The organism is Shewanella cutis (assembly GCF_022410515.1).
Lineage (GTDB): Bacteria > Pseudomonadota > Gammaproteobacteria > Enterobacterales > Shewanellaceae > Shewanella > Shewanella cutis.
In genome coordinates this window covers 290,214-314,586 of record NZ_JACSDI010000001.1, presented here as the reverse complement: position 1 = coordinate 314,586, position 24,373 = coordinate 290,214, and the positions used below count along the sequence as shown (strand labels likewise).

The 24,373-nt window shown below is 45.3% G+C and carries 25 protein-coding genes; all 25 read left to right on the top strand.

The genetic code is table 11. The features are described from left to right. Positions 1-52: 52 nt before the first annotated feature. The gene (locus H9J30_RS01570; protein WP_240129391.1) at positions 53-874 is read left to right on the top strand and encodes a flagellin N-terminal helical domain-containing protein; all 822 of its coding nucleotides are present in this window, start codon (positions 53-55) and stop codon (positions 872-874) included. Positions 875-1,129: 255 nt separating this feature from the next. After that, positions 1,130-1,948 (top strand): flagellin N-terminal helical domain-containing protein, encoded by an 819-nt coding sequence (locus tag H9J30_RS01565; protein WP_240129390.1) that lies wholly within the window; start codon positions 1,130-1,132, stop codon positions 1,946-1,948. Positions 1,949-2,079: 131 nt separating this feature from the next. Continuing rightward, positions 2,080-2,466, top strand: a complete 387-nt coding sequence (locus H9J30_RS01560) for a flagellar protein FlaG (RefSeq protein ID WP_172590035.1) — start codon at positions 2,080-2,082, stop codon at positions 2,464-2,466. 41 nt (positions 2,467-2,507) lie between these two features. Continuing rightward, positions 2,508-3,878, top strand: a complete 1,371-nt coding sequence (fliD, locus tag H9J30_RS01555; RefSeq protein ID WP_240129389.1) for a flagellar filament capping protein FliD — start codon at positions 2,508-2,510, stop codon at positions 3,876-3,878. Positions 3,879-3,906: 28 nt separating this feature from the next. Continuing rightward, a complete protein-coding gene (locus tag H9J30_RS01550; RefSeq protein WP_240129388.1) occupies positions 3,907-4,227 on the top strand; it encodes a flagella biosynthesis chaperone for FliD, FliT in 321 nt (106 codons plus the stop codon). A 6-nt stretch (positions 4,228-4,233) separates the two neighbouring features. Continuing rightward, on the top strand, positions 4,234-4,644 hold the full coding sequence (gene fliS / locus H9J30_RS01545) for a flagellar export chaperone FliS (protein ID WP_240129387.1): 411 nt from the start codon (positions 4,234-4,236) through the stop codon (positions 4,642-4,644). Positions 4,645-4,938: 294 nt separating this feature from the next. Further along, positions 4,939-6,372, top strand: coding sequence for a sigma-54 dependent transcriptional regulator (locus H9J30_RS01540; RefSeq protein WP_240129386.1), 1,434 nt, complete (start codon positions 4,939-4,941; stop codon positions 6,370-6,372). A gap of 108 nt (positions 6,373-6,480) precedes the next feature. After that, on the top strand, positions 6,481-7,563 hold the full coding sequence (locus tag H9J30_RS01535) for a sensor histidine kinase (RefSeq protein ID WP_240129385.1): 1,083 nt from the start codon (positions 6,481-6,483) through the stop codon (positions 7,561-7,563). Beyond that, positions 7,556-8,896, top strand: coding sequence for a sigma-54-dependent transcriptional regulator (locus tag H9J30_RS01530; RefSeq protein WP_240129384.1), 1,341 nt, complete (start codon positions 7,556-7,558; stop codon positions 8,894-8,896). Before H9J30_RS01535 ends, H9J30_RS01530 begins: the two co-directional genes overlap by 8 nt. A 192-nt stretch (positions 8,897-9,088) precedes the next feature. Next, positions 9,089-9,427, top strand: coding sequence for a flagellar hook-basal body complex protein FliE (fliE, locus tag H9J30_RS01525; protein WP_011625692.1), 339 nt, complete (start codon positions 9,089-9,091; stop codon positions 9,425-9,427). Positions 9,428-9,472: 45 nt separating this feature from the next. Then, the gene (gene fliF, locus H9J30_RS01520) at positions 9,473-11,158 is read left to right on the top strand and encodes a flagellar basal-body MS-ring/collar protein FliF (protein ID WP_240130042.1); all 1,686 of its coding nucleotides are present in this window, start codon (positions 9,473-9,475) and stop codon (positions 11,156-11,158) included. Then, positions 11,151-12,197 (top strand): flagellar motor switch protein FliG, encoded by a 1,047-nt coding sequence (fliG, locus tag H9J30_RS01515; RefSeq protein ID WP_240129383.1) that lies wholly within the window; start codon positions 11,151-11,153, stop codon positions 12,195-12,197. Before fliF ends, fliG begins: the two co-directional genes overlap by 8 nt. Further along, positions 12,184-13,134, top strand: a complete 951-nt coding sequence (gene fliH / locus H9J30_RS01510; protein ID WP_240129382.1) for a flagellar assembly protein FliH — start codon at positions 12,184-12,186, stop codon at positions 13,132-13,134. The genes fliG and fliH overlap by 14 nt, the downstream gene beginning before the upstream one ends. Further along, positions 13,103-14,440 (top strand): flagellar protein export ATPase FliI, encoded by a 1,338-nt coding sequence (gene fliI, locus H9J30_RS01505; protein WP_240129381.1) that lies wholly within the window; start codon positions 13,103-13,105, stop codon positions 14,438-14,440. Before fliH ends, fliI begins: the two co-directional genes overlap by 32 nt. 11 nt (positions 14,441-14,451) lie before the next feature. After that, a complete protein-coding gene (gene fliJ, locus H9J30_RS01500) occupies positions 14,452-14,895 on the top strand; it encodes a flagellar export protein FliJ (protein WP_240129380.1) in 444 nt (147 codons plus the stop codon). Positions 14,896-15,039: 144 nt separating this feature from the next. Next, positions 15,040-16,632 (top strand): flagellar hook-length control protein FliK, encoded by a 1,593-nt coding sequence (locus tag H9J30_RS01495; RefSeq protein ID WP_240129379.1) that lies wholly within the window; start codon positions 15,040-15,042, stop codon positions 16,630-16,632. A gap of 82 nt (positions 16,633-16,714) precedes the next feature. Next, positions 16,715-17,239, top strand: a complete 525-nt coding sequence (gene fliL, locus H9J30_RS01490) for a flagellar basal body-associated protein FliL (RefSeq protein WP_240129378.1) — start codon at positions 16,715-16,717, stop codon at positions 17,237-17,239. A gap of 39 nt (positions 17,240-17,278) precedes the next feature. Continuing rightward, positions 17,279-18,310 carry a flagellar motor switch protein FliM gene (gene fliM, locus H9J30_RS01485; protein ID WP_011073105.1) on the top strand — a complete coding sequence of 344 codons (1,032 nt, stop codon included), beginning with the start codon at positions 17,279-17,281 and terminating at the stop codon, positions 18,308-18,310. 12 nt (positions 18,311-18,322) lie between these two features. After that, complete coding sequence (gene fliN, locus H9J30_RS01480; RefSeq protein WP_011073104.1) at positions 18,323-18,697, top strand: flagellar motor switch protein FliN; 375 nt, start codon at positions 18,323-18,325, stop codon at positions 18,695-18,697. Positions 18,698-18,730: 33 nt separating this feature from the next. Then, a complete protein-coding gene (gene fliO, locus H9J30_RS01475; protein ID WP_011073103.1) occupies positions 18,731-19,138 on the top strand; it encodes a flagellar biosynthetic protein FliO in 408 nt (135 codons plus the stop codon). Continuing rightward, on the top strand, positions 19,135-19,881 hold the full coding sequence (gene fliP / locus H9J30_RS01470) for a flagellar type III secretion system pore protein FliP (RefSeq protein WP_240129377.1): 747 nt from the start codon (positions 19,135-19,137) through the stop codon (positions 19,879-19,881). Before fliO ends, fliP begins: the two co-directional genes overlap by 4 nt. 17 nt (positions 19,882-19,898) lie before the next feature. After that, positions 19,899-20,168, top strand: a complete 270-nt coding sequence (gene fliQ / locus H9J30_RS01465) for a flagellar biosynthesis protein FliQ (RefSeq protein WP_011073101.1) — start codon at positions 19,899-19,901, stop codon at positions 20,166-20,168. A gap of 4 nt (positions 20,169-20,172) precedes the next feature. Then, positions 20,173-20,970, top strand: a complete 798-nt coding sequence (fliR, locus tag H9J30_RS01460; RefSeq protein ID WP_011073100.1) for a flagellar biosynthetic protein FliR — start codon at positions 20,173-20,175, stop codon at positions 20,968-20,970. Between the two features lie 24 nt (positions 20,971-20,994). Next, positions 20,995-22,125 (top strand): flagellar biosynthesis protein FlhB, encoded by a 1,131-nt coding sequence (gene flhB, locus H9J30_RS01455; protein WP_240129376.1) that lies wholly within the window; start codon positions 20,995-20,997, stop codon positions 22,123-22,125. Between the two features lie 143 nt (positions 22,126-22,268). Beyond that, positions 22,269-24,368 carry a flagellar biosynthesis protein FlhA gene (gene flhA, locus H9J30_RS01450; protein WP_240129375.1) on the top strand — a complete coding sequence of 700 codons (2,100 nt, stop codon included), beginning with the start codon at positions 22,269-22,271 and terminating at the stop codon, positions 24,366-24,368. Positions 24,369-24,373 lie beyond the last annotated feature (5 nt).

Sequence of the window (24,373 nt, the reverse complement as noted above, 5' to 3'; positions counted from 1 at the left end):
AATTTAGCCAAGCTCCAAGCCTTGGCGGTATAACTAGGAAGAGGAACTCAACATGGCTATTACAGTTAATACTAACGTGACTTCGATGAAGGCACAGAAAAATTTAAATACCTCCAGTAGTGGTTTAGCAACCTCTATGGAACGTCTATCCAGTGGTCTGCGTATCAACAGCGCAAAAGACGACGCTGCCGGTCTAGCGATTTCTAACCGCTTAAATAGCCAGGTTCGTGGCTTAGAAGTGGGGATGCGTAACGCTAACGATGCGATCTCTATTGCCCAGATTGCTGAAGGTGCGATGCAAGAACAAACAAACATGTTACAACGTATGCGTGACTTGACGATTCAGTCCGAAAACGGTGCTAACAGTACTGCTGACTTAGCAGCTTTAAAAGCTGAAATGGATCAATTGGCAACAGAAATAGATAGTATTGGTAACAGCACGGCTTTTGGTAATACCAAATTGCTTACAGGTACCTTTTCTGGTGGTAAAGTATTCCAAGTAGGTCACCAAGAAGGTGAAGATATTAAAGTTACAGTAAAAGCCAGTAATAAAACATCTTTATCAGTTGCGGCATTAGGTAACACAACCTCAGCCGCTCGAGCATCATCTTTGAAGAAAATTGATGCAGCCATTAAAACCATTGATAGCCAACGTGCTGATTTGGGTGCTGTTCAAAACCGCTTAGCGCATAATATCAGCAATAGTGCGAATACTCAGGCAAACGTTGCTGATGCCAAGAGCCGTATTGTGGATGTAGATTTTGCGAAGGAAACGTCAGCAATGACCAAGAATCAAGTATTGCAACAAACAGGTTCTGCAATGCTCGCTCAAGCAAACCAACTTCCGCAGGTTGCTTTATCACTATTGGGTTAAACTTAACACTGAGTGTTTTTGTAGAGTACTTTTGCCTACTTTTTCTAATCAAGGTTAGAAAAGTAGGCAAAGTTTTAATGATGAAAAACTTTATCTTTATGAAAATAAAAGTGTTTTTATAAAGATAAAAATTTTTAAAAATAATCCTAAAGATAAAAAAGCTGCTGCCGCTATATATACTGTAACCACTAAGACCCGCCTGGCTTAAGTAGACAGGCAAGTTTAGACAAGCCAGGTATTAAAGAGGAAACGATCATGGCCATTACAGTTAACACTAACGTCACATCTTTAAAAGCACAGAAAAACTTAAATACTTCCGCTAGCGATTTGGCCACTTCTATGGAACGTTTATCCAGTGGTCTGCGCATTAACAGCGCAAAAGACGACGCAGCGGGTCTTTCTATTTCTAACCGCTTAAATAGCCAAGTTCGTGGCCTAGAAGTCGGTATGCGTAACGCCAACGATGCGATCTCGATTGCACAGATTGCTGAAGGCGCAATGCAAGAACAAACTAACATGCTACAACGTATGCGTGATTTAACTGTTCAGTCTGAAAACGGTGCCAACAGTTCAGCTGACTTAACCGCACTAAAAGCTGAAATGGATCAACTCGCCAATGAAATCGATGAAATTGGTAAAACCACTGCATTCGGTACAACTAAGCTGTTAGCGGGTGGCTTCTCTGCTGGTAAGAGTTTCCAAGTTGGCGCACAAGACGGCGAAGATATTAAAGTAACTGTAAAAGCTAGTAATAAAGCTTCTTTATCTGTCGGCTCCTTGGGAAATACGACATCAGCTGCCCGAGCATCATCTTTAAAGAAAATCGACGCTGCAATCAAAACTATTGACGCTCAACGTGCGGATTTAGGTGCTATCCAAAACCGTTTAGCCCATAACATCAGTAACAGTGCTAACACCCAAGCAAACGTTGCCGATGCGAAGAGCCGTATTGTGGACGTCGACTTTGCGAAAGAAACATCGCAAATGACCAAGAACCAAGTGTTGCAACAAACTGGTTCAGCAATGTTGGCGCAAGCTAACCAACTACCTCAAGTGGCCTTATCACTGCTTTAATAATCTATTGAAGCATAAGGTTATAAGGGAGGTTCGGCGACGGATCTCCCTTTGCCACATAAATGGTCATTAAGTTATAGTGTTTGTTAGGCTGTATAAAAGACAAATGCTTTTGATGGTGAGGTATAGCTATGGATATCAATATAGCAAGCACATCAATGCTGGTCTCAAACCGTGTTGATTTGGCTCAAGTACCACTGAAAACACCGACGGCGGATGTTGAATTAAAACGCAATGCTGCCGTATCAGCTGTTGAACAGTCTACTGAGCAAAGTGGAACAGAAGATGAACAAAATCCTGGAAAGTTAACCCAAGTGGCGACTGAACTTTCCGATATGATGTCAATGATGCGTAAAGGGCTTGCATTTAAAGTTGATGAAAATTCAGGTCAAGCAGTTGTGACAGTCTTGGATAGAGATACTGGTGATGTCATTAGACAAATGCCCAGTGAGGAAGCACTGAAATTAGCAGAAAAACTGTCAGAAGTGACAGGTCTGTTAATGAAAACAGAAGCTTAAACTCACACAGTAATTTATCCGTTGATGAGTAAGAGGTTTGTATGGCATTAACAGCGACAGGTATGGGGTCTGGTTTAGACATTTCTAACATCGTAAAGGTGTTAGTGGATGCCGAGAAAGCGCCCAAAGAAGCGATGTTCAACAAGACGGAAGACAGCATCAAAGCAAAAGTTTCTGCGATGGGAACTTTAAAAAGTGCGTTGTCTACGTTCCAGGATGCCGTTAAGAAACTTCAAACTGGCGACGCGTTAAATCAACGGAAAATTTCTGTTAGTACTGATGCATACCTTAGCGCCAAAGCTGAAAAAACAGCTCAAGCAGGTAGCTATGGGATTAAAGTTGAGCAGGTAGCAACTAATCATAAGATTGCAGGTACCAATGTTGCCGATGCCACACAACCTGTGGGTGAGGGTAGTTTAGCGTTTGGTGTTAATGGTAAAAGCTTTTCAGTTGATATTGCGGCTACTGATTCTTTGGCTGCAATTGCTAAAAAAGTTAACGAAGCACCAGATAACGTTGGGGTCACCGCAACAGTGATTACCAGTGATGCTGGTAGTCGGTTAGTGTTTAGCTCAAATAAAACCGGTGAAGATAACCAAATTAGTCTTACCGCCACCAATGCCTCTGGTTCAGGGGTGACTGATATGTTTGGTTCCGGCAATACTTCGACATTGCAAGATGCTAAAAATGCAGTACTTTACATTGATGGTCAAAAAGTCACCTCACAAAGTAATGAAGTAAAAAATGCCATAACCGGAGTGACACTGAATTTAACGAATGCCGATGTTGCTAAAACAACGACGGTTAAAATTGAGCAAGACAATGACGCTGTAAAAACAAATGTTCAAGCTTTTGTTGATGCCTACAATAGTTTAGTGACGACCATCGATAAGATGTCCTCCTATGACAAAGACAAAAAAACGGCAGCAGCACTACAGGGCGACTCTATGATTCGCTCAATTGAATCTCAGCTTCGCAGTGTGGCAAGTGGGCGTGTTCCCACCGCGGATGGTGGTTCAATTGCACTCTATGATATCGGTATTAAAACAGACAGATACGGAAAATTATCCGTAGATGATACAAAACTCAATAAAGCACTCACCGAAGATATGTCGAGCGTTGAAGCACTGTTTGCAACTCCTGATAAAGGTCTTGCTAATCGGTTTAACGATCTTGCCAATAGCTATGTTAAATCAAGTGGGTTAATTGCTGATCGTCAGTCTAGTTATACGAGTCAGCAAAGTCGTTTAGCTGATCAAAGAGCGGCATTCACACTGAAGATGGACCAGCTAACCGCTCGTTTAACTAAGCAATTTAATGCGATGGACCTTGTCGTTGGAAAACTCAACCAACAAAGTAGTGGATTAGTTGATCGACTAAACTCATTGCCTGGTGCGGTTAAAAAGAGCTAAATCGATTTAAGTAAAAAGGAACATTGTTGTGAAGCAACTCGATGAGCTTAATATTACACTTGCGCAAGTGTTAGAACTGCTAAACCGAACTCCTGCTGAGGATGCTCAAACAGATGACTTGGTCTCAAATTTGCAGAACATGGTTGAAGAGCGTCAACTTTTACTCAATGTATTAGTCGCCGATGCCAATATGACGGATGCTAACTATCTTCAGCGTCAGCTTGAATTTACTCAGGACTTTACAAAAAAGGCGAGTATTATCATGGCTGACAGGCAAGCATTATTACATGCGAGCAGTAAGAATAAGCGCCAGATCAGTGTTTACGAGACTATAGATTCAAATAGGTAGGTGTTTATGAGAGGATCACTGCAATCATATCGCAAGGTTTCGCTTGAAAGTGAAATTACCGTGGCTTCCCCACATAGAATTATTCAGTTGATGTTTGCTGGTGCTCTACAGCGCCTTGCGCAAAGCCGTTATGCCATTGAGCAGAATGATTTAGTCAATAAAGGGATTTATATTAATAAAGCGATCGGTATCATTATTGGACTGAGTAATAGTTTAAATATGGATGCTGGTGGCCAGATAGCTAAGAATTTGAGTGACTTATACGATTTTATGTTACGTAAGATTTCTGAAGCTAACCTAAATAACGATGTAAAGGCCATTGATGATGTTTGCGATATTTTACGAACTATCAAAGAAGGTTGGGACGCCATTCCTGCAGATAAACACAATATCTCTTCCCATGTAGAAGCGCGCTAAATTCTAAAGCGCTATAAAATGATCAGAAAAGACGCACTGTTTGGTGCGTCTTTTTTTGTCCCGTGTCAATTAATTGACTTTGGTTGCTAGAATCATGGCATAAATGAACTAAAATCAATTCAGTTTGGCAGAATCCGCATTCGAAGCTTGCTTCTCGACTGCTGATAATACAATATTCATCACAGTAGTGATGGTGGCACAGATTGTTACATTGAATTTGTTAAGCTTTTACAGCAACTAATCATAAATAATTAATGCGAATTAATACCTAATTAGCGCTTTACGGCCTACTGAATGATGCAAACAGATCAACGAATTTTACTTGTCGGAACCCCATCAGAGCGCTTAAGTCGCTTGTGTTGCATTTTTGAATTTTTGGGTGAGCAGATTGATATCATCACCATCGAAAAATTAAGCACTTGTCTGCAGGAAACCCGTTTCCGTGCTCTAGTGATCAGTATTGATAATATGTCTGCTGATGCGCTCAAGTTAGTTGCTAGCCAGTATCCTTGGCAACCGATTTTGTTATTTGGTTATGTCGGTGAGCTGCAAGTGTCGAATGTGCTGGGTCACATTGAAGAGCCATTAAACTATCCACAATTAACCGAACTCCTGCACTTCTGTCAGGTTTATGGGCAAGTAAAACGCCCACAAGTCCCGACCAGTGCAAATCAAACCAAACTTTTCCGTAGCCTAGTTGGGCGTAGTGATGGCATCGCCAATGTCCGTCACTTAATTAGCCAAGTAGCGACCTCAGATGCCACAGTGTTAGTCCTTGGTCAGTCTGGAACGGGTAAAGAAGTGGTTGCCCGTAACATTCATTATTTATCTGAGCGCCGTGATGGTCCTTTTATTCCAGTTAACTGCGGTGCGATTCCTCCCGAGTTGCTGGAGAGTGAATTATTTGGTCATGAGAAAGGCTCCTTTACGGGGGCAATTAGTTCTCGAAAAGGTCGTTTTGAGCTCGCTGAAGGTGGCACGTTATTCCTTGATGAAATCGGTGATATGCCTTTGCAGATGCAAGTAAAACTGTTGCGCGTATTGCAAGAGCGGGTATTTGAGCGTGTTGGTGGCACTAAAACGATTAACGCAGATGTGCGTGTCGTAGCGGCAACCCATAGGGATCTTGAAACTATGATCAGCAGTAATGAGTTCCGTGAAGATCTTTACTACCGTCTCAATGTGTTCCCGATTGAAATGCCCGCTTTAAGTGAACGCAAAGATGACGTTCCGTTACTGCTGCAAGAGTTAGTCAGTCGTGTGTACAACGAAGGTCGTGGTAAAGTGCGATTTACGCAGCGCGCGATTGAATCATTAAAAGAACATGCTTGGTCAGGTAACGTACGGGAATTATCTAACCTTGTTGAGCGCTTAACCATTTTATATCCTGGCGGCTTGGTTGATGTGAATGACTTACCCATAAAGTACCGTCATATCGATGTGCCTGAATACAGTGTGGAGCTTAGTGAAGAGCAGCAGGAGCGTGATGCACTTGCTTCTATTTTCACCAGTGAGGAGCCGGTAGACATTCCTGAAACCCGTTTCCCTAGTGAGCTACCGCCTGAAGGGGTTAACCTCAAAGATCTGCTGGCAGAGTTAGAAATTGATATGATACGCCAAGCGTTAGAGCTGCAGGATAACGTGGTTGCGCGCGCTGCTGAGATGCTAGGTATTCGCCGAACAACCTTAGTCGAGAAAATGCGCAAATACGGCATGACAAAAGAATAGTCATATCGTTATTGTTTATCTATTTGATTTATCGAATTAAATTTATTTCTTAATTTGGCATAGAATCTGCAGACACTCCGTTAGAAGCAATTTTTTGACGGAGTGACTATGTCAGCTCATCCACTAGCGCAATTTGAAACATTCAAGCACACTAGCAAACAATGGAACCAACTGCGTGAGGCCGCCAATATGTCCAATCGGATGGAGCATATTTTACAGGCTATGCCCTCTGGCGTGGTGATTTTGAATGGTGATGGTATTGTCACCGATGCAAATCCTGTTGCAGTGGAGTTGCTTGAGCAGTCATTGTGTGGTGCTCGGTGGATTGATGTGATTCATACCGCTTTTGCCCCTCAGGATGATGATGGTCATGAGGTATCTTTGCGTAATGGTCGACGTGTCAAACTGGCCATCACGCCATTAACGCCTGAGCCAGGTCAGTTAATCGTGCTGACAGACCTGACCGAAACCCGTCTATTACAAAAAAATCTTTCCCATCTGCAGCGCTTGTCGGCCCTTGGTAAAATGGTCGCGACATTGGCTCATCAAGTCCGCACGCCGCTTTCCGCCGCACTGTTATATGCCGCCAATTTAGCGAGTCCAAAGCTATCGGATGCTGCTAAGGTTAAATTTCAGCAGAAGTTAGTCGACAGACTCAACGAGTTAGAACGTCAAGTGAACGATATGCTGCTGATGGCTAAAGGGCGTCAAGATGAGCTGGGCGAACTGATTAATCTTAATGATGTTATTGAAAATGTCGTTGCTAACTGTGAACCGATTGTGGCTAAACACGGCGCCGAATTGACTGTGACTAATGCCTCTAATGGTTTAATGCTTGCGAATGTGAATGCATTAAGCTCAGCCGTAAATAATTTGGTTATGAACAGCCTTGAGGCGGGAGCAACTCAGATCCAGCTTGTCGCCAATCAGATAGATGATCAGCTATATCTCAATGTTGTCGATAATGGTAAAGGACTGGATGCTAAGATGCAGCAAAAAGTGTTAGAGCCTTTCTTTACCACCAAACCCCAAGGTACAGGTTTAGGTCTAGCCGTTGTTCAGTCTGTGGTGCGTAATCATGGTGGTCAACTTCAATTAAACTGTATGCCAAATAAAGGCTGCACAGTCTCACTTACTTTCCCACAGGCGAAATCTGCCACAGTATTGCCGCTGGAGAAATCCCATGTCTGAAGCCAAATTGCTCTTAGTTGAAGATGACGCGTCCCTGCGTGAAGCATTGCTCGATACGTTAATGTTGGCACAATACGACTGTATCGATGTGGCATCCGCTGAAGAGGCCATTCTTGCTCTAAAACAACATCAATTTGATCTGGTGATCAGCGATGTACAAATGCCGGGGATTGGTGGCTTAGGCTTATTAAATTACTTACAACAGCATCATCCCAAGTTGCCTGTGTTGTTAATGACGGCTTACGCTACGATTGGCAGTGCCGTGAGTGCTATCAAGCTGGGCGCAGTGGATTATCTGGCAAAACCCTTTGCCCCTGAGGTGTTATTAAACCAAGTTTCCCGTTATTTGCCGCTAAAACAAAACCGTGATCAACCAGTCGTGGCTGATGAAAAGAGCCTCTCGTTATTGTCCTTGGCACAGCGGGTTGCAGCCTCAGATGCTTCAGTGATGATCCTTGGGCCAAGTGGTTCAGGTAAAGAAGTGTTGGCGCGTTATATTCATCAACACAGTAGTCGGGCTGAAGAGGCTTTTGTGGCAATCAACTGTGCAGCAATTCCTGAAAATATGCTTGAGGCGACGTTATTCGGCTATGAAAAGGGCGCCTTTACTGGAGCTTATCAAGCTTGTCCTGGAAAGTTTGAACAGGCGCAGTGCGGTACCTTATTGCTCGATGAAATTTCAGAAATGGATTTAGGTCTTCAGGCGAAACTATTGCGGGTGTTACAAGAACGTGAAGTGGAACGTTTAGGGGGGCGCAAAACCATTAAGCTGGATGTAAGAGTGTTAGCAACCTCAAATCGGGATCTAAAAGCTGTAGTTGCCGCAGGGCAATTTAGGGAAGATCTCTATTATCGTATAAATGTATTCCCACTCACTTGGCCTGCACTGAATCAACGACCTGCGGACATCTTACCCCTTGCAAGGCATTTGCTTGCAAAACACGCAAAGACGCTTAATGTTGCTGATTTACCTGAGTTTGATGAAGCCGCTTGCCGCCGTTTACTTAGCCACCGTTGGCCAGGTAATGTGCGAGAGCTGGATAACGTTGTGCAGCGAGCGTTAATTTTACGCACGGGGGCGTTGATCACTGCAAATGACATTATTATTGATGCTCAAGATGTACCGCTAACATCCGATGACGCCGAATATACGAGCGAGCCAGAGGGTTTAGGTGAAGAGTTAAAGGCGCAGGAACATGTAATCATTCTTGAAACCTTGGCTCAATGTCAAGGCAGCCGTAAGCTGGTTGCTGAGAAACTGGGGATCAGCGCGCGCACCTTAAGATACAAAATGGCCAGAATGCGGGATATGGGTATTCAATTGCCTAGCTAATCGATTTGGCTATCCGTTTGTCTTACAAGGAATTACTAATAAGTTAGCTTATTGGTAGTTTGTCCTTTTAGATTTTTGACTTCCTGATTACTTCATTACCGTACGGCCAAGTAAAAAACTTGGCCGTAGTTTTGCATATCCTCTTTATCTAGAGAGTTTAATCGTCAATAACTCGACGATGAGGAGCATAACATGCAAATTGGCGCGAATTCATTACTGCAGGAAATGCAGTCACTTCAAGGTGAAATTAAGCCTTCTTTTGGGATTTCACCCAATAATATTGTGCAGCAAGTGAATAACACCAGCGGTGCAGACTTTGGACAACTCCTCTCCCAAGCGATTGGTAATGTTAGTGGTTTGCAGTCAACCTCATCGAATCTCGCGACCCGTTTAGAAATGGGAGATACCACAGTGAGTCTTTCGGACACGGTTATCGCCCGTGAAAAGGCCAGTGTCGCCTTTGAAGCTACAGTCCAAGTGCGCAATAAGCTCGTTGAAGCTTATAAAGAAATCATGAGCATGCCTGTTTAGGCTAGTGAATAACGCAATGAGCAGGTACGAATCGTGAGCACAGAAATGATTGTCGGATCGAATGCCGGCGCCATGGACCAAGGAGTCCAGCAAGAACATAAGTCCGGCGTACTGGGGAGTCTCGGTGGTGTCGATATGATGCGCCAAATCACTATGATTCTAGCGTTAGCCATTTGTTTGGCGCTAGCCGTATTTGTCATGATTTGGGCACAGGAGCCTGAGTATCGTCCATTGGGTAAAATGGAAACTCAGGAGATGGTGCAAGTGCTCGATGTGCTTGATAAAAATAAAATCAAGTATCAAATCGATGTTGATGTCGTTAAGGTGCCGGAAGATAAGTATCAAGAAGTTAAAATGATGCTTAGTCGTGCGGGTATCGATGGCGCGGCAACGTCCAAACAAGACTTTCTCACCCAAGACAGTGGCTTTGGTGTGAGTCAAAGAATGGAGCAAGCCCGCCTTAAGCACAGTCAAGAGGAAAACCTTGCCCGCGCGATTGAACAATTACAAAGTGTGAGTCGCGCAAAAGTGATTTTAGCGCTCCCCAAGGAAAACGTGTTTGCCCGTAACACTGCTCAGCCTAGTGCTACCGTCGTGATTAATACCCGCCGTGGCGGTTTAGGCCAAGGTGAAGTGGATGCTATCGTGGATATCGTCGCTTCTGCAGTACAAGGGTTAGAGCCTTCTCGCGTCACGGTAACTGATTCTAATGGCCGTTTACTGAATTCTGGTAGTCAAGATGGTGTTTCAGCCAGGGCGCGCCGTGAGCTTGAGTTGGTACAGCAAAAAGAAACCGAATACCGGACTAAAATTGATTCGATCCTATCGCCAATTCTCGGGCCTGATAATTTCACCTCCCAAGTGGATGTGAGTATGGATTTCACCGCGGTGGAACAAACAGCTAAACGTTTTAATCCTGACTTACCTTCACTGCGCAGTGAAATGACGGTCGAGAATAACTCTACCGGCGGTTCGAGCGGTGGGATCCCTGGCGCATTATCGAATCAACCTCCAATGGAATCTAATATTCCGCAGGAGGCTGATAAAGCAACTGAAAGTGTGACCGCAGGTAACTCTCACCGTGAAGCGACACGTAACTTTGAATTAGATACCACGATTAGCCATACCCGTCAGCAAATTGGCGTGGTGCGCCGTGTGAGTGTATCGGTTGCCGTTGACTTTAAACCGGGCGTTGCTGGTGAAAATGGCCAAGTGGCACGCGTTGCCCGTACCGAGCAAGAGTTAACTAACATTCGCCGTTTATTGGAAGGAGCAGTGGGCTTCAGCGCGCAGCGTGGTGATGTGCTAGAAGTCGTGACAGTGCCATTTATGGATCAATTAGTTGAAGATGTACCCGCCCCTGAATTGTGGGAGCAGCCTTGGTTTTGGCGTGCGGTCAAATTAGGCGTCGGTGCATTAGTGATTTTAGTGCTTATCCTTGCAGTGGTTCGTCCTATGCTTAAACGCTTAATCTATCCAGATCGCGTCAATATGCCGGAGGATGGCAGACTGGGTAATGAGCTTGCCGAAATTGAAGACCAGTATGCTGCCGATACCTTAGGAATGCTTAATACCAAAGAAGCAGAGTATAGTTATGCTGATGATGGCTCAATTCTTATCCCTAATCTGCATAAAGATGATGATATGATTAAAGCTATCCGTGCGCTTGTGGCCAATGAGCCCGAGCTTTCTACCCAAGTCGTGAAAAACTGGTTACAAGACAATGGCTGAGAATAAATCAAAAGACGCCGCAGAGACCTCAAGTTTTAATGTAAAGGATCTCAGTGGTATCGAAAAAACGGCGATTCTACTGTTAAGTTTGAGTGAGGCCGATGCGGCCTCCATTCTAAAGCACTTAGAGCCTAAGCAAGTGCAGAAGGTGGGGATGGCGATGGCTGCAATGGAAGACTTTGGTCAAGAGAAAGTCATTGGGGTGCATAAGCTGTTTCTTGATGATATACAAAAGTATTCATCTATTGGCTTTAATAGTGAAGAGTTCGTCCGTAAAGCCTTAACTGCAGCGTTAGGTGAAGACAAAGCTGGTAATTTGATTGAACAAATTATCATGGGCAGCGGTGCTAAAGGACTTGACTCACTCAAATGGATGGATGCGCGTCAAGTTGCTACCATCATCCAAAATGAACACCCGCAAATCCAAACCATTGTTTTATCGTATTTAGAGCCAGATCAAGCGGCAGAAATTTTTGGGCAGTTCCCCGAAAACACTCGCTTAGACTTAATGATGCGTATTGCCAATCTTGAAGAAGTACAACCTGCGGCATTGCAAGAGCTTAACGATATCATGGAGAAACAATTCGCAGGTCAAGGTGGGGCGCAGGCGGCGAAGATGGGCGGCCTAAAAGCGGCTGCTAACATCATGAACTACCTGGATACTGGTGTTGAAAGCCAGTTGATGGAAACGATGCGTGAAACCGACGAAGAAATGGCGCAGCAGATCCAAGACTTAATGTTTGTGTTTGAAAACCTTATCGATGTGGATGATCGCGGTATTCAAACTTTACTGCGTGAAGTGCAGCAGGATGTATTAATGAAGGCGCTTAAAGGTGCCGATGATCAGCTCAAAGACAAGATTTTGGGCAATATGTCAAAACGGGCAGCCGAGTTGCTGCGTGACGATTTGGAGGCGATGGGCCCCATTCGGATCAGCGAAGTCGAGATTGCTCAAAAAGAAATTCTGTCAATAGCACGTCGTTTAAGTGACAGTGGTGAAATCATGTTAGGCGGCGGTGGCGGCGATGAGTTCCTCTAATCGGAGCGAAAATCAGTTAGACGACAAATTATCCCACAGGGTCGTTAGCGACGCTGAGATTGAGTTCAGCCATTGGCAATTACCCGATGTAACTGAAACCGAAGACGTTAGTATTTCTAACCTGTTTGGCTATAGTGCCCAACAAGTACCAAAAGCTGTAACCGTTGAAACCGTTGCACCACCGACAATGGCCGAAATTGAAGATATTCGTGCCCAAGCCGAAGAAGAAGGTTTTAACGAGGGTAAAACTCAAGGCCATATCGAAGGATTAGAGCAAGGTAGACTTGAAGGGCTGGAACAAGGTCATAAAGAAGGTTTCACTCAGGGGCATGAACAGGGATTAGAAGCGGGTCTTGCCGAAGCAAAAGCATTACTGAGCCGCTTTGAGGGGTTACTCAGTCAATTTGAAAAGCCACTGCAATTACTTGATGGCGATATTGAGCATACCTTAATGTCACTCACTATGGCGCTGGCAAAATCGGTGATTGGTCATGAGTTGAAGACTCATCCGGAACAAATTTTGTCTGCGCTGCGCTTAGGGGTCGAATCACTCCCGATTAAGGAACAAACTGTCAACCTTCGTATGCATCCCGATGATGTGACATTAGTTGAAACCTTATATTCCAGTGCTCAATTGACGCGTAATCAATGGCAATTGGAGGCCGATCCTAGCTTAACGGCGGGGGATTGTATTATCAGCAGCCAACGTTCTTTGGTAGATTTAACCCTTTCATCACGTATTGATGCCGTGTTTGAATCCCTTCGTAATCAACAATCTCACTTAGCGTTGCAGCAGCAACAGCGCCAAGCCGCCCTCGATGAGGAAAATGCCGCTAAAATCGTCCCTGGGTCAATAAAGGGCGCTGATGAACTGGTTGCTCAGTACCAAGAGGATGGAGAGCAAGATGCACAATCGCCGCCATCAACTGCAGAATAAACTGCATCACTACATCGATAAAGTGCCCCCGTTTCGCGCCGTTGCCTGTGGGCAATTAGTGCGCGTTGTCGGCTTAACCTTAGAGGCAAGTGGATGTCGTGCACCCGTTGGTAGCTTGTGTTCTATCGAGACCATGGTGGGAGAGTTAATTGCCGAAGTGGTTGGTTTTGATGATGAATTATTATATCTCATGCCGATTGAAGAGCTGCGCGGCGTGTTACCCGGTGCGCGCGTCGTGCCCCTAGGGGAGCAGGCAGGTCTTAATGTGGGGTTATCCCTGTTAGGAAGAGTGCTCGACGGTAATGGTGTGCCTTTAGACGGTCTTGGCGCGTTATCTACCGAACAGCAAGCGCCAAGGCACAGTAATGCCATCAACCCGCTTTCACGCCGAGCGATTACTGAACCACTTGATGTGGGTGTTCGCGCCATCAATGCCATGCTAACCGTGGGTAAGGGCCAACGTATGGGCTTATTTGCGGGCTCAGGTGTGGGTAAAAGTGTGCTGCTTGGGATGATGACCCGAGGCACGACCGCCGATATTATTGTGGTTGGGTTGGTGGGGGAGCGTGGCCGTGAAGTCAAAGAATTTATTGAAGAAATCCTCGGTGAAAAGGGCAGAGCGCGCTCTGTTGTTGTAGCTGCCCCCGCCGATACCTCTCCTCTGATGCGCCTGCGAGCCTGTGAGACATCAACACGTATTGCGGAATACTTTCGGGATTTAGGTTATAACGTATTGTTATTAATGGATAGTTTAACTCGTTATGCTCAGGCGCAGCGGGAAATTGCCCTTGCAGTGGGTGAGCCGCCAGCAACTAAAGGTTATCCTCCATCTGTGTTTGCTAAACTGCCGCGCCTTGTTGAACGAGCTGGTAATGGTGGGCCTGGACAGGGTTCCATCACCGCATTTTATACTGTGCTTACCGAGGGAGACGATCAACAGGACCCGATTGCCGATGCTTCGAGGGCGATTCTTGATGGTCATATCGTCCTCTCTCGCTCGCTCGCCGATTCAGGGCATTATCCTGCTATCGATATTGAGGCATCAATCAGCCGGGTGGCGCCTATGGTGATTTCCAATGAGCACCTTGAGGCTATGCGGCGCGTCAAGCAAACCTATTCGCTTTATCAGCAGAATAAGGATCTGATTTCGATTGGTGCCTATGCGCAAGGGAGTGATCCTCGGATTGATAACGCAATACGTCTGCAACCCGCAATGAATGCTTTTCTGCGGCAAACCATGCGTGATGCCTTTAGTTTTGCCGATAGCCAAGTGATGCTAGGGCAACTTGCGGCGCAATGTAAATAATCGAGGCCGTTATGGCGAATGCCGATCCCCTACTACTCGTATTAAAATTAGCCCTTGATGCAGAGGAGCAAGCTGCACTGTTGCTAAAGTCAGCGCAACTTGAGTGTCAAAAACGTCAAAATCAGCTTGATGCGCTAAATAACTATCGCTTGGATTATATGAAGCAGATGCAGTCTCAGCAGGGGCAAGCCATCAGTGCGAGTCATTATCATCAATTCCATCGTTTTATTCGGCAAATCGATGAGGCCATTGCCCAGCAACATCGAGTGGTCGCCGACGGTGAAAAGCAAAAAAACTATCGTCAGCAGTATTGGCTTGAGAAGCAAAAAAAACGTAAGGCGGTGGAGTTACTCCTCGATAATAAAGAGAAAAAGCGCCAAGCGATTGAGTTGAAAAAAGAGCAAAAGATGACGGATGAATTTGCTTCACAACAGTTTTACCGCCGTAATAAGTAATCATCTATCGAGTTATTCTCGGATTTCTTACATCTTTAATTTGTTGGCATTTTATTTGCTTGCTTTAGGTTAGATATGGCCGAAGCAGTAAAAATTGACATTTGCCTTTGTTGTTTTTCTTCGGGCGGATGTTTAGGAGTTTATATGCAACAAATGAACAATATCCTATTAGCCTCAAGCGCAAAAAACAGTGCTAGCTCAAGTAAAGTAATGGCGCAAGAGACTAATAGTGAAGACTTTTCGGCAGCTTTGGCTTCAGTTGTCTCTGTTTCTGAAACACCAACTAAATCTAACTTATCTAAAGATATGCCTGTCAAATCAGGGCAACCAGAATCCAGTGTAGATGAGGAGCAAGCTGAGGATGCTACCGATATCAACTTGATTTTTGCTCAAATTGGTATGGCAAACGAGATGAAAAAAGCGGCCGTAACGGGCGATGCTTTGCCGCTTGAGGGTCAATTAACGGCAATTGAAGATGCTGCTAGCTCATTATCAGTGTTGGCTGAGGGTGGGGCTTTACCAGCAGAAGAAGCCACAGTGGCCACTTTTTTAGATGAGCTAGCTAAATTTGCTGAGCCAAGCAAAGACTCCCACGTGAGTGTTACTGCTGATGCAGCTGTTATGACACAAAGCGTAAATCAAACTTCGACCTCAGAAGCGGATACTGAGCTCGCAAGCCAAACTAGAACCGAGCTGGGCACAGTGCAAACTTCGCTACAGTTATCGCAGCAGGCTTCATCAACTACCGAGGCTGAACTCACTCAATCTTTTAATGCGTTAACTTCAACGGCAAATCCGGATATTTCCGATAAGATTGCTCTTTCGGATGATGCGGAGGCTCTTTTGGGATCGAAAGAGGACGTATTGAATGGCAAGTCGGTCAATGTGTCGGCTCAGGTAGCCGAAAAAACGATTACGCCAACGGTTGATCATTTAACATCCAATAAAACGACTAATGCCTCGGTGACAGATGCGCAAGGATTGTCAGTAAATATGGCCACAGGGGTTAACAGTAAAGATCCTAATACACTAGGGGCTGTACCTGTCGATCCGAATGCTAGTGACGATAACCCCTCTCGCGCAGAAATTTCGGCGGGATTATTGTTAAAAGACGCTAAGTTAGCCGTCGCGCTTGATGGACCGCAGGATAACACCTTACCTTCACTCGAAACGGGGAGCGAAGAATCTAGTGCGGAATTTAAGCCTGTGGAGTTTAAAGCGGTATCGACGTTGCACGCTATAACGAATCAGCAAGTTCATCGCCAAGAAATATCACCAGTTCAGCTTTCCTTACGTCAAGGGGTTGAAAATCAAAACCAAATGCAGGAGATGATCCAGCGCTTTTCTCCTGTGATGAAACAGCAACTTGTGACTATGGTTAGCCAAGGTATTCAACAAGCAGAAATCCGCTTAGATCCACCTGAGCTTGGTCATATGTTGGTTAAAATTCAGGTCCATGGTGATCAGACACAAGTGCAGTTTCATGTGACACAATCCCAGACCCGCGATCTAGTGGAACAGGCTATTCCTCGCTTACGTGAATTGTTACAGGAACAAGGCATGCAGCTTGCTGACAGTCATGTCTCCCAAGGGGACCAAGGTCAACGGCGAGAAGGGAGATTTGGTGATGCTGGAGGTTCAAGCGGTGGAAATGTGGATGATTTCTCGGCAGAAGAACTAGATTTAGGTTTAAATCAAGCAACTAGTTTAAATTCGGGTATAGATTATTACGCTTAAGCAGGTAACCTATAGTAATAAAGCGGATTATAATCCGCGACGTAACCCATTCCCGGATTTAGCCAATTAAAGAGTACAGAACATGGCCAAGGAAGAATCATTAGAACTTGAAAGCACCGAAGCGCCAAAAAGTAAAAAGAAGCTATTTATCTTTATTGGCGTAGGGGTGTTAGCAGCCCTTCTGATAGGTGGCGCGCTTTGGTTTTTCCTCGGTAGCAGTGATGAGGCTCCCGTGGAAGGCGCTGAAGGTGTAAAGACCACTGCAGAAGCTCCCGCAGCAGAGCCTGCATTGGCAGCCTATGTGCCTATGCCTCGTCCATTTTTATTTAACCTTCCAGGACCGGATCGTGCTCGTCTCGTCGAAATTAAAGTGCAACTAATGGTAAGAGGCCAAGAGGATGATGTATTGACCCAAAAGCACATACCATTGATTGAAGATGCGCTGTTAACCACATTTAGCGGAGCCGATGTACAAAAGTTGAGCACTCAGGCAGGTAAAGATGAATTGCGACAATTAGCCCTGTTAAGTGTACAAAACACGTTGCAACCTGTGACAGGGCGCAAAGTGGTTGAAAAAGTGCTCTTTACCGGTTTTGTGATGCAATAACCTTTATCTTCAGCACCTTAAAGAGGCGAAGACAATACTGTGAGTGATTTATTAAGCCAAGACGAAATTGATGCGCTCTTACACGGGGTCGATGACGTCGAAGAGGATAATGAGCTTGATGCCGTTGGGCAAGAAGCTCGCTCCTACGACTTTTCCTCCCAAGATCGTATTGTGCGTGGTCGTATGCCCACGCTTGAAATTGTGAATGAGCGTTTTGCCCGTCACCTGCGGATCAGTATGTTCAATATGATGCGTCGTGCGGCCGAAGTGTCGATCAATGGCGTGCAAATGCTTAAGTTTGGTGAGTACGTACATACTCTTTTCGTCCCAACCAGTCTGAACATGGTGCGTTTCCATCCTTTAAAAGGCACTGCGCTCATTACCATGGAAGCGCGCTTAGTGTTTATTCTGGTGGATAACTTTTTTGGTGGTGATGGACGTTTTCATGCCAAGATTGAAGGGCGGGAATTTACACCGACTGAGCGTCGCATTGTACAGTTGTTGCTTAAAATTATCTTTGAAGACTATAAAGATGCTTGGGCACCTGTCATGGATGTGGAGTTTGATTATCTCGACTCCGAAGTTAACCCCGCGATGGCTAACATTGTCAGCCCAACCGAAGTGGTTGTAATTAACTCTTTCCATATTGAAGTCGATGGCGGTGGTGGTGACTTTCACATCACTATGCCGTATTCGATGATTGAACCTATCCGCGAATTACTCGATGCTGGTGTCCAGAGTGATAAACAAGATACGGATATGCGTTGGTCACAGGCGCTGCACGATGAGATTATGGACGTAAAAGTAGGCTTCGATGCTACAGTGGTTGAGCATGAGCTCACTCTCAAAGATGTAATGAACTTTAAAGCCGGGGATATTATTCCTATCGAGTTACCTGAGTACATTATGATGAGAATCGAGGACTTACCAACTTACCGCTGTAAAATGGGGCGCTCTCGCGATAATCTAGCACTTAAAATTTACGAAAAAATCCCACGTCCTGAGACGGTCAAATCCGAACTGCAATTAGTAACGCGTAAAGGCAAAGCCAGAGATATATCAGAATTATAAAGGTGAAGTGAGATGAGTACAGATGACGATTGGGCAGCAGCCATGGCCGAACAAGCACTCGAAGAAGCGAATGCCGTTGGTCTTGATGAGCTAGTGGATGACTCGCAGCCGATTAGTAAGGCTGAAGCGGCTAAACTAGACACCATTTTAGATATTCCAGTGACGATTTCGATGGAAGTCGGCCGCAGCTTCATCAGTATCCGAAACCTATTACAGCTCAACCAAGGTTCTGTAGTAGAGCTCGATAGGGTTGCTGGTGAGCCTTTGGATGTGATGGTCAATGGCACGCTTATCGCCCATGGTGAAGTGGTTGTGGTGAACGATAAATTTGGTATTCGCTTAACAGATGTGATTAGCCAGACCGAGCGGATTAAAAAGCTTAAGTAATATAAACGGTTAAGCAAAGCCTGAAGGAGCAAGATGAGCACATCGGTAATTCTCAGTCTAGTGTCAGCGACTCAGGCGAGTGTGGCTGGCATTGCCAATGAAGGTAGTGCTGCAACGGCAAAAATAACCGAACCCTCACAAATGGCTGCCGCTGCGAGTATGCTAGGTGGCCTTATTTTAGTGCTATTACTGATTTTCGCCTTAGCTTACTTGCTAAGGCGATTTAATTTAGTGCCTACCAATCATAGTGTACTGAAAACGCTGGCAGTGACCTCACTTGGGCAGAAGGAGCGTTTAGTCTTAGTTCAGGTTGGCGAACAGCAGTATTTGTTGGGAGTTAGCGGGCAACAAGTTAATTTAATTGATAAATTAGCGCAGCCCATTCAAATTGAATCCGTTTCTTTTGCGGACAAGCTACGGCAGGCGAAATTAAAACAATGATGAAGTACATCCTCACTTTTATTGGGCTTAGTACACTGTTGTTTGTTGCATCGGCAGGGGCGGCTGATGGTGTATTACCGGCTGTTACGGTAAAAACCGCTGCGGATGGCTCAACCGAATACTCAGTGACCATGCAGATATTACTGCTGATGACCTCGCTGAGTTTTATACCCGCCATGGTCATTATGTTAACGTCCTTTACCCGCATCATTGTAGTGCTCTCCATTCTGCGCCAAGCCATTGGTTTACAGCAGACACCTTCTAACCAAGTGTTAATCGGTATGAGTCTGTTTATGACCTTTTTCATCATGGCGCCCGTGTTCGACAAAATTTATGACCAAGGGGTAAAACCCTATATTGATGAGCAGCTCACTCTGCAACAGGCCTTCGATAAGGGGAAAGAGCCATTACGGGCATTTATGCTGGGGCAAGTTCGTACCACAGATCTCAAAACCTTTATCGAGATCTCGGGGTACCAGAATATTAATTCACCCGAAGAAGCACCAATGAGTGTGTTAGTGCCTGCATTTATCACCAGTGAGCTCAAAACGGCCTTTCAAATTGGTTTTATGTTATTCGTGCCTTTTTTAGTGCTGGATTTAGTGGTGGCCAGTATCTTAATGGCCATGGGTATGATGATGCTCTCCCCTATGATTGTGTCATTACCCTTTAAGATCATGTTGTTTGTGCTTGTTGACGGTTGGGGACTCGTGATGGGCACCTTAGCCAATAGCTTTGGTTAGACGAGCGGAGAGCTAAGATGACGCCAGAAGCGCTAATCGATATTTTCCGTGAAGCCTTAGCGGTGATTGTGATGATGGTTTCGGCCATTGTATTGCCCGGCTTGGGGATCGGTTTAATTGTGGCGGTCTTCCAGGCAGCGACCTCGATTAACGAACAAACCTTAAGCTTTCTGCCAAGGTTAATTGTGACCTTGCTGGCTTTAATGCTAATGGGTCATTGGTTAGTACAAACCTTGATGGACTTCTTTATTGAAATGGTTAACCGTATTCCTCAAGTGATAGGTTAAGTCCATGGAGCTGCTGCTCGATACATTAATGCAAACCATAGCCTCCTATATGTGGCCATTGTTTCGAGTTGCCAGCATGCTGATGGTTATGGTGGTTTTTGGCGCGGCAACCACTCCCACTCGGGTGCGTTTACTCCTTGCTATTGCCATTACGTTAGCCATTGCGCCAGTGTTACCCCCCGTTAAAGATGCACAATTATTTTCCCTAAGCGCCGTTTTTATTACCGCTCAGCAAATTATTATTGGCGTGGCCATGGGTTTTGTGACCCAGATGGTGATGCAAACCTTTGTGTTAACTGGACAAATTATTGGTATGCAGACTAGCTTGGGTTTTGCATCCATGGTCGATCCGAGTTCAGGCCAGCAAACGCCAGTAATTGGTAACTTTTTCCTGCTGCTTGCGACCTTAATTTTTTTGGCCGTTGATGGTCATCTATTGATGATCCGTATGTTAGTGGCCAGTTTTGATACGCTGCCGATTTCTAATGTGGGATTAACCCTAACCAGTTATCGCTCGTTAGCTGAGTGGGGATCCTATATGTTTGGCGCGGCATTAACTATGTCGCTTTCAGCGATTATTGCGTTATTGCTTGTGAATTTATCCTTTGGGGTGATGACACGTGCTGCGCCGCAGCTCAACATTTTTTCGATTGGTTTTCCTATCACTATGATTGGTGGGCTGTTAATTTTGTGGTTAACCTTAACTCCCGTTATGGCTCATTTCGATGAGGTATGGGCATCGGCACAGCTGTTGCTGTGTGATATTTTAGGACTTCAGTGCCAAGCCGATGGCATTCTTTAACTTCTAACCGGATAGGAAGAGATAATGGCTGAAGAAAGTAGCGGCGAACGCAGTGAGGAACCCACCGGGAGGCGCCTCGAGCAAGCGCGCGAAAAAGGTCAGGTTGCCCGTTCCAAAGAATTAGGTACTGCCACAGTTCTGCTTTCGGCAGCGACTGGCTTGTATATGCTTGGCCCTGGGATTGCGAAAGCACTTTCTAATGTCTTCGAGCGCGTATTTACTATGGACCGCGCGGCAATTTTTGATACTAACCAGATGTTTAATGTTTGGGGCGTTGTTGGTAGCGAAATAGGTTGGCCGTTGCTTAAGATTATGTTGCTGATCGTGGTTGTGGCATTTATCGGTAACGTGTCCCTTGGAGGGATGAATTTTTCGACCCAGGCCATGATGCCCAAGGCCAGTAAAATGAGTCCGATTGCGGGCTTTAAGCGTATGTTTGGCGTTCAGGCTCTAGTGGAATTAACCAAGGGGATTGCTAAGTTCTCTGTGGTCGCACTCGCGTCTTACCTGCTTCTAAGTCATTATTTTAATGATATTTTGCTACTTTCAGCAGATCATCTTCCAGGGAATGTGTATCACGCTTTAGATTTACTGGTATGGATGTTTATCCTGCTTTGCTCTTCTGTATTAGTCATTGTGGTAATCGATGTGCCATTTCAGATCTGGAACCATAATAAGCAGCTGAAAATGACTAAGCAGGAAGTCAAAGACGAATATAAAGATACCGAAGGTAAACCTGAGGTCAAAGGCCGAGTTCGGCAAATGCAGCGAGAACTCGCGCAGCGACGCATGATGGCAGAAGTGCCTAATGCGGATGTGATAGTGGTAAACCCCGAGCACTATGCTGTCGCGATTAAATACGATGTTAAGCGCTCAGCAGCGCCTTTTGTGATTGCCAAAGGTGTGGACGACGTCGCTTTTAAAATTCGTGAGGTGGCTAGAGCGCACAATATTGCCATCGTTACCGCTCCGCCTCTTGCGCGGGCGATTTACCATACCACTAAACTTGATCAGCAAGTCCCCGAAGGCTTATTTACTGCTGTAGCGCAGGTGCTAGCTTATGTTTTCCAGCTAAGACAGTATCAAAAAGGGCGTGGCCGTAAACCTATCCCAATCCCTCTGAATCAACCTATTCCTGATGATCTTAAGTACTAGGGCGGTGTTGACGTTTCGAGATTAGATTTTGTTCGTTCTGCCTTAATCAGGTCAGCCGAACATTGGCATAACAATCTGATTGCTAGTTGTTGGCGCGCTTTTTGCTTTTAAGCTGTTATACGTCAAAGTTTAGGTATCTGTTAATGGATGTTAAAGCCACCCTAGGCCAAGTAAAACAGCTGAAACTGAGCTCTTTCAAGGGCATAGGTACACCTATGCTAGTGCTTGCAGCATTAGCAATGATCGTGCTGCCGATCCCACCGTTTCTACTCGACATCTTATTTTCTTTTAACATAGCCTTGGCTTTAATTGTGCTTTTGGTCGCAATTTATGCCGATAGACCCTTAGATTTTGCCGCATTCCCAACGGTACTGTTAGTCGCAACGCTATTACGGCTTGCACTCAACGTGGCGTCGACTCGTGTAGTGTTACTCGAAGGTCACAACGGTGGTGATGCCGCAGGTAAGGTGATTGAGGCCTTTGGCTCTGTAGTCATTGGTGGTAACTATGCTGTTGGCTTAGTCGTTTTTATCATTCTGATTATTATCAACTTTGCCGTTGTTACTAAAGGTGCTGGCCGGATTGCAGAGGTGAGTGCTCGCTTTACCTTAGATGCGATGCCCGGTAAGCAAATGGCGATTGATGCTGACTTAAATGCGGGGATTATTAATCAAGACCAAGCGAGAGCAAGACGGGCTGAAGTCACTCGCGAAGCTGATTTCTACGGCGCAATGGACGGTGCTTCTAAGTTCGTTAAGGGCGATGCGATTGCCGGTATTATGATTTTAGTGATCAACATTCTCGGTGGTTTTATTATCGGGATTGTGCAGCATGGCTTGACATTTACTCAAGCTGTTGAAATTTATACTCTCTTAACTATCGGTGACGGTTTAGTTGCCCAAATTCCTGGTTTGTTACTTTCGATCGCCGCCGCGTTAATGGTAACTCGCCAAAATGAATCGGGCGATATGGGCCAGATGTTGATGAGTCAGATGTTTGACAGTCACAAATCGTTAGGGATTGCAGCAGGCGTATTGCTTGTGATGGGGTTAGTGCCTGGCATGCCGCATATGGCATTTTTAAGTTTTGCTACTATCACTGGCGCCGCTGCTTACTTTGTGTTTAAACGTAATCAAGCTAAACGCACTAAAGCCTTGGAACAAGTAAAAACAGGGCCGACTGAAAGAGCTGAAAGAGAGCCGAAAGAACTTAGTTGGGACGATGTTCACCATGTTGACACTATCGGTCTGGAAGTCGGTTATCGTTTGATCCCATTAGTGGATAAAGGCCAAGGTGGGGAATTACTTAGTCGGATCAAAGGTGTACGTAAAAAACTTTCTCAAGAATTGGGTTTCTTGGTGCCTGCGGTACACATTCGTGACAATCTAGACCTTTCACCCAATGCTTACCGTATTTCCTTAATGGGCGTCGTCGTAGGGGAGGCGGATATTCGCCATGACTGCGAGCTCGCCATTAATCCTGGCCAAGTTTACGGTAAGTTAGATGGCATTGAAACTCGCGATCCCGCCTTTGGTCTTGAAGCGGTTTGGATTGCCCCTGAACTGCGTGAGCATGCCCAAACTTTAGGTTATACCGTGGTGGATGCCGCGACGGTAGTGGCAACCCATATCAGTCAAATATTGACCAATAACGCTGCTAAACTGCTTGGCTACGAAGAAGTGCAACAACTTATGGATATGCTTGCTAAACACTCGCCTAAGTTGGTGGATGGCTTTATTCCAGATGTAATGCCGCTCGGAAATGTCGTAAAAGTGATGCAAAACCTATTAAATGAAGGTGTTTCTGTCAGAGACTTGCGTACCATAGTGCAAACTTTGTTAGAATACGGCACTAAGAGTAACGATACTGAAGTGTTAACGGCGGCGGTGCGTATTGCATTGAAGCGCATGATAGTTCAAGAGATCTCCGGTCCTGAACTTGAAATCCCCGTCATAACTTTGGCGCCAGAGTTGGAACAGATGTTGCATCAATCAATGCAAGCAACCGGTGGCGACGGTCCAAATATCGAGCCAGGCCTTGCAGAGCGTATGCAGCAATCCTTAGCGGATGCAGCTCAAAAGCAAGAGATGGTCGGACAGCCTGCCATTTTGCTAACGTCTGGTATGTTACGTGCGACCCTGTCTCGCTTTGTTAAATATACTATTCCTAATCTCAGAGTGATTTCTTACCAAGAAATCCCCGATGAAAAGCAAATACGCATTGTATCTGCCGTCGGCCAGTAGAGGAC